This window comes from Desulfobacterales bacterium, assembly GCA_029211065.1.
Taxonomy (GTDB): domain Bacteria; phylum Desulfobacterota; class Desulfobacteria; order Desulfobacterales; family JARGFK01; genus JARGFK01.
In genome coordinates this window covers 1-5,341 of the sequence record JARGFK010000178.1, presented here as the reverse complement: position 1 = coordinate 5,341, position 5,341 = coordinate 1, and the positions used below count along the sequence as shown (strand labels likewise).

The 5,341-nt window shown below is 51.2% G+C and carries 2 protein-coding genes; one reads left to right on the top strand and one right to left on the bottom strand.

Translation table 11 applies throughout. The annotated features are described in order from the left end of the window. The first annotated feature begins 762 nt into the window (after positions 1-762). Complete coding sequence (locus P1P89_21930; protein MDF1594178.1) at positions 763-1,212, top strand: response regulator; 450 nt, start codon at positions 763-765, stop codon at positions 1,210-1,212. 24 nt (positions 1,213-1,236) lie between these two features. Here the strand turns inward: P1P89_21930 and hrpA are convergent, their stop codons facing one another. Next, a complete protein-coding gene (gene hrpA / locus P1P89_21925; protein ID MDF1594177.1) occupies positions 1,237-5,088 on the bottom strand; it encodes an ATP-dependent RNA helicase HrpA in 3,852 nt (1,283 codons plus the stop codon). Positions 5,089-5,341 lie beyond the last annotated feature (253 nt).

Genomic DNA, 5,341 nt, shown 5'->3' with positions numbered 1-5,341 from the left:
TTCATAACTAACTAATTTTACAGGTTTTATAAAATTCTAATTTTTTGCTTGACAAGGGAACTACAGGATGTCCCGGTTGTCCCGCAGATTAAAATCAAATTAGAGGTGAGGTCCCGGCTTCGGCGGGGCCCCTTGAGCTTCGAGCATCGTTAAGGGCTTGGCGGCGGCATCGCTTCGAGCCCCCAAAAAAGGATGGAATCAATTTGATATAAAAAAGGCAGTTAAGAAGTAAATCTCAACCGCCTCGTTATTAATAGTTATTTAATTGTTTAAGAACGTCCCGGTTGTCCCGATAGTTATTTAATTGTTTAAGAACGTCCCGGTTGTCCCGCAGATTAAAATCAAATTAGAGGTGAGGTCCCGGCTTCGGCGGGGCCCCTTGAGCTTCGAGCATCGTTAAGGGCTTGGCGGCGGCATCGCTTCGAGCCCCCAAAAAAGGATGGAATCAATTTGATATAAAAAAGGCAGTTAAGAAGTAAATCTCAACCGCCTCGTTATTAATAGTTATTTAATTGTTTAAGAACGTCCCGGTTGTCCTGGTATTAAGCTGCTGAAAAAGGGTTCGCTGTGATTTTGGCTCAAATCGCGACCGCCTCAGATGCTTTAGGATCGACGATCTCGAATCAGGGATGGGTCATACTACCCCTTGGAAAAGCCAATTTTCAATCCAAAACCAATTTTTCGACCAGCCTGTTAGGCTGACTTAGAGCTTAGCACATTGTCTAAATTTCTGGGACCACCGCCGGAAAGAAGCTGCTGATAGTGGATGATGAGCCGGATATTGTGGAAACGCTCAAAGACCTGCTGGACATGTGCCGCGTCGACACAGCGCCGGACTTTAGCACAGGCGAAAAACTTCTTCATCAAAATAAATATGATATTGCCGTCCTGGATATTATGGGGGTTAAAGGATATGAGCTTCTGGAAATCGCCAATAATAACGGCATTCCAGCGCTGATGTTGACCGCCCATGCCCTGAGTCCTGATAATTTTGCCAAATCAATCATGGGAGGGGCAAAAGCTTACATCCCCAAAGAAAAAATGGCTGATATCGCCATTTATTTGGTTGATTTACTAAAAGCGCAGGCGGGCACTGAAAAACCAGACAAATGGTTCTCTCGGCTGAGATCCTTTTTTACGGTGGAATTTGGAAGAGAATGGATGAAAACATATCGGGAATTGGAAGAAAAATACGGCCCGTTTGTTGAATAGCCCGCGGGCGTACATATCCGGAAATCAGGCTAATCTTTCAATTTCCCTTAACTTGGCGTCCAGCCTTTTCGGGGAAACAGGGGTGAGCGTCTTTAATTCCTGGGCAAAGAGGGAGACCTTATACTCTTCCATCGACCAGAAAAAATCCTCGACGGCCTTTCGTCTTTCCGTTGAAGTGGCCGGTGAAAGAGAAGACAGCAGGCCTTCCAACTTTGCCTGATAGACGCTTAATTCAGCCGCCCGCTTTTGATCTTTTGCCAAATCCGCCAGACCTTTTTGGGCGCGAATCGAAATCGTCCGGACATAACGGACTATTTGTATGAGCCTGTCATTTCCATACAAATCCAAAAACGTTTCCGGGACCAGCCGGGAAAGCTCCCGGCGCAACCCATCCAAAAAAACAAAGGCCGCGGTGTTGCTTCTATGGGCCTGCTCCAGGCTGAAAATGATTGTTCGGACAGAATGGACTGCGTCTAAAACCGTTAAGGCCGCGTCCAATTTTTCCTGCCCTTTTGCCTGAATCTGGGGGAGCATCAACCGGGCATGATATTCAAAATCGTTTGCGGTGCGGATATTGCGGCAAAATGAATCGTTCATAACACTCCCGTACAGTCGACGCTCCAGTTTTTTCAACCCGCCGAAATAATCAGCCGCCGGCTTGAGCCTGGACGGGATTTTCAGAATTTTTTTTAAATATTTCAGTTCTTTAAGAAGATAAATGCCGTAAAGCGCCGCTACGCCCTGGAGGTGGGACGCCATCGCCGTTTCCCGGCTGGGGAACAGGCGCAGATTCACGCCGCCTTCTTCATCCCCGTTCTTTGCAAGACCCGGATAGAATTCCCAGGTCGTCTTATTGTTATCTATAAATTCCATTGCTTCCGGCAGATCGCCGAAGTCCCAGCGTTTTAATCCTTTCTTTTCATAGTCTGAATTGACCGTTCTAAAAAAATTCGGATCGGAAATCCGGATCATATCCTGCCGCAAGATGGCCGGGTCTCTGCCGGCCAAAAGCGCTTCTCCTCCGGGACCGGCCAGGGAGATGCGCATCCGCAGATAATCCGGCAACTCTTTCAGCGGCCAGGCTGCCGCCGGGATATCAACTCCGAACCGGTCAACAATAAAGCGGCTTAGGGCCGCCGGCAGAGTGCCGCTTCTCCGGGGCATCTCCGCCATGATGACGGCAACGGTTTCGGCAACCGGCACCAGTTTTTTGCGGTATTGTTTGGGAAGGCCCTTTACCAGCGTCGTAATTTTTTCAGCCAAAAAACCGGGAACCAGCCAATCGATCGATTCCGGTGAAACCGCATGCGACAGCGTTGCCGGGATGTTGACCGTCAATCCGTCGGCCGGATCCCCGGGATCAAATCGGTAGATGCTGCCGAATTTGTTATTGCCAAGCGCCACGCTGTCGGGAAAAAGGGACAGCTCGTTTTCATCCGGCGGGTAAACCAGAAGGTCCTCTTTCCGCATGCGCAAAAAACCATCACCGCCTTTTTCTTTAATCCGTTTTTCAAGGGTCCGGGTATCATAAACACCCGAAAGCTTCTCCCGGTAAAATCTAAACATGCTTTCTTCGCCGGCAAACAGATCTCTCCGGCGCAGCTTGTTTTCCATTTCCATGATTTCATCTGAAATCTGTTGATTGTGGCCCATGAACGCAAAAGGGCGCCTGACATCCCCCTCCACCAGCGCAGCGCGGATAAAAATTTCAGACGCCTCACCCGGATGTATCCGGCCATAGCCGATGGTCCGGTCCGAAACGATGATCAGGCCAAAGAGGCTGACCTGCTCGGTGGCAACCACTTCGCCCCTGCGGCGCTCCCAGCGGGGATGAAGATAGGTGTATTTACACTGATCTTCGCCTAAAGCCTCCAGCCAGCCGCAGTCGATAGTTGCGACGGTTCGGGCAAAGAGTCTGGATGTCTGAACCATTTCAGCGGCCACAACCCAGTTACCCGCCTTGTTGAAAAGGGCCGAACCGGGGAAAATCATCACCTCGCGGCCCTTTGCAGCCCTGAAAACATTTTTCTCTTTTTTTACGGCAATATTGGATAAAAACCCGCTTAAAACCGAGCGGTGAACCGCACGGTAGAGCGAACCGAAGGGCGCATCTGTCGGCGCTTTCTTTTTTTTCTCATGAGCGCTGAAAACCGGCTTCTTTTTATTCTTTACTGTCCGGCGGGACAGTTTCTGCAGATCATATTCCCCCAGGATGACCGTTATCTGGGCGTGAATATCCCGCCATTCCCGCATCCGCCGGTAGGAAAGAAAATGCGACTTGCAGAACCGTTTGAGGCTTGCCGCGGTTTTTTCAATGTCCAGCGTCTCATGATACTTTTTCCAGATATTCAGCAGCGTGACAAAGTCCGAAGCCGGGTCAACAAAAACCGCATGGGCCTGGTCGGCTTTGCCCGCGTCTTCCTGGGGCCTTTCCCGGGGGTCCTGAATGCTTAAGGCCGCGGCAATCACCGCAACCTCTTGGATGCATCCTTCCTGGTGCGCGCTTATCAGCATGCGGGACAGCCGGGGATCCAGGGGCAGTTTGGCCATCAGGCTCCCGATCTCGGTTAAGACAAAGCGGCCGGTTTCCTTCAAGCGCCGCCGGACAGCCCCCAGCTCCATGAGGAGCTCAAAACCGTCTTTGATACTTTTTGCGGCCGGACGATCGATAAAAGGAAAAGCGGAAATGTCGTCCAGCCTCAGGGCCAGCATTCTCAGAATGACTTCCGCCAGGTTGGCCCGAAGTATCTCGGGCTCTGTGAACAGCGGCCGGGACAGGTAGTCTTCTTCCGAGTAAAGCCTTACACAGATACCGTTTTCGACCCGCCCGCAGCGCCCCTTGCGCTGATCGGCGCTGCTGCGGGAAACCGGCCGTATCGGCAGGGACGTTATCCGGGACCGGGGCGTATACTGGGGTATGCGCGCCAATCCCGTGTCCACCACATACCTGATGCCGGGGATCGTAATGGAGGTCTCGGCGATATTGGTGGCGACAATAACCTTTCGGCCGGTCGGTCGGGAAAAGACATGCCCCTGTTCTTTTGCCGAAAGCCGGCTGTACAACGGCATGACCGTGACATGCCGAAAGGCTTCGGCCCGGATCAGATCGCAGGTTTCGCGGATATCCTGCTCCGTCGGCATAAAAACCAGCAGATCACCCCTGCCTCTTTCCGACAGCAGCGACCGGACCGACTCCACCGCCTTTTCGATAACCGTTTGATCCCCTTCACTCTCCATCTCCGTATCAAGCGGGTCGTAGCGGATTTCAACCGGAAACATGCGACCGGACACTTCGATGATGGGCGCATCGTGAAAGGCTTTTGAAAATTTTTCGGTGTCAATGGTGGCCGACGTGATCACCACTTTTAAATTAGTCCGCTGCGCCAGCTGGTTTGTTAAAATTCCCAGGATCAGATCGATATTCAGGCTGCGTTCATGGGCTTCGTCGATGATGAGGGTGTCATATTGTTCCAGGCGCCGGTCCGAAAGGGTCTCGGCCAGCAGAATGCCGTCGGTCATGATTTTGATATAGGACTCCGGCCGGACCCGGTCCTGAAACCGGATTTTATAGCCCACAGTCCTGCCAAGTTCCTCGCCCAGCTCTTCGGCAATCCGGCGCGCCACGGTTGTGGCGGCAATTCGGCGGGGCTGGGTGCAGCCGATCCGGCCGTCAATTCCGCGTCCGGCCGCCAGACAGAATTTAGGAATCTGGGTGGTTTTACCGGAACCGGTTTCGCCGGAAACGATAATCACGGGATTGTTCTTGATGGCCGCAATGATTTCATCTTTTTTGGCCATGATCGGCAGATCGGCGTTATAGACCAGCTTCGGCCGGTTTGCCTTTCGCAGCATTCGTTTTTGAGTTGTTTGTTTCACCGGTTTAATTGTTTCTGCCTTGCCGTAAGAAAGAGGTCAACAGACGCTGTTTCAATTTTATTAACAAAAGCTAAAATCCCTCCCACCCTCCTTTTGTCAAAGGGAGGATTCATTCCCCTCTTTTGAAAAGAGGGGCAAGGGGAGATTTTTAATAAGCGTCTTTTAAATAGTGAGACTCATTGGTGTCCGGTTAAGAACCAAATAAATTCAACTGGATATGGCTACTAGTCAATTTGTTATTGCAATGACTTTC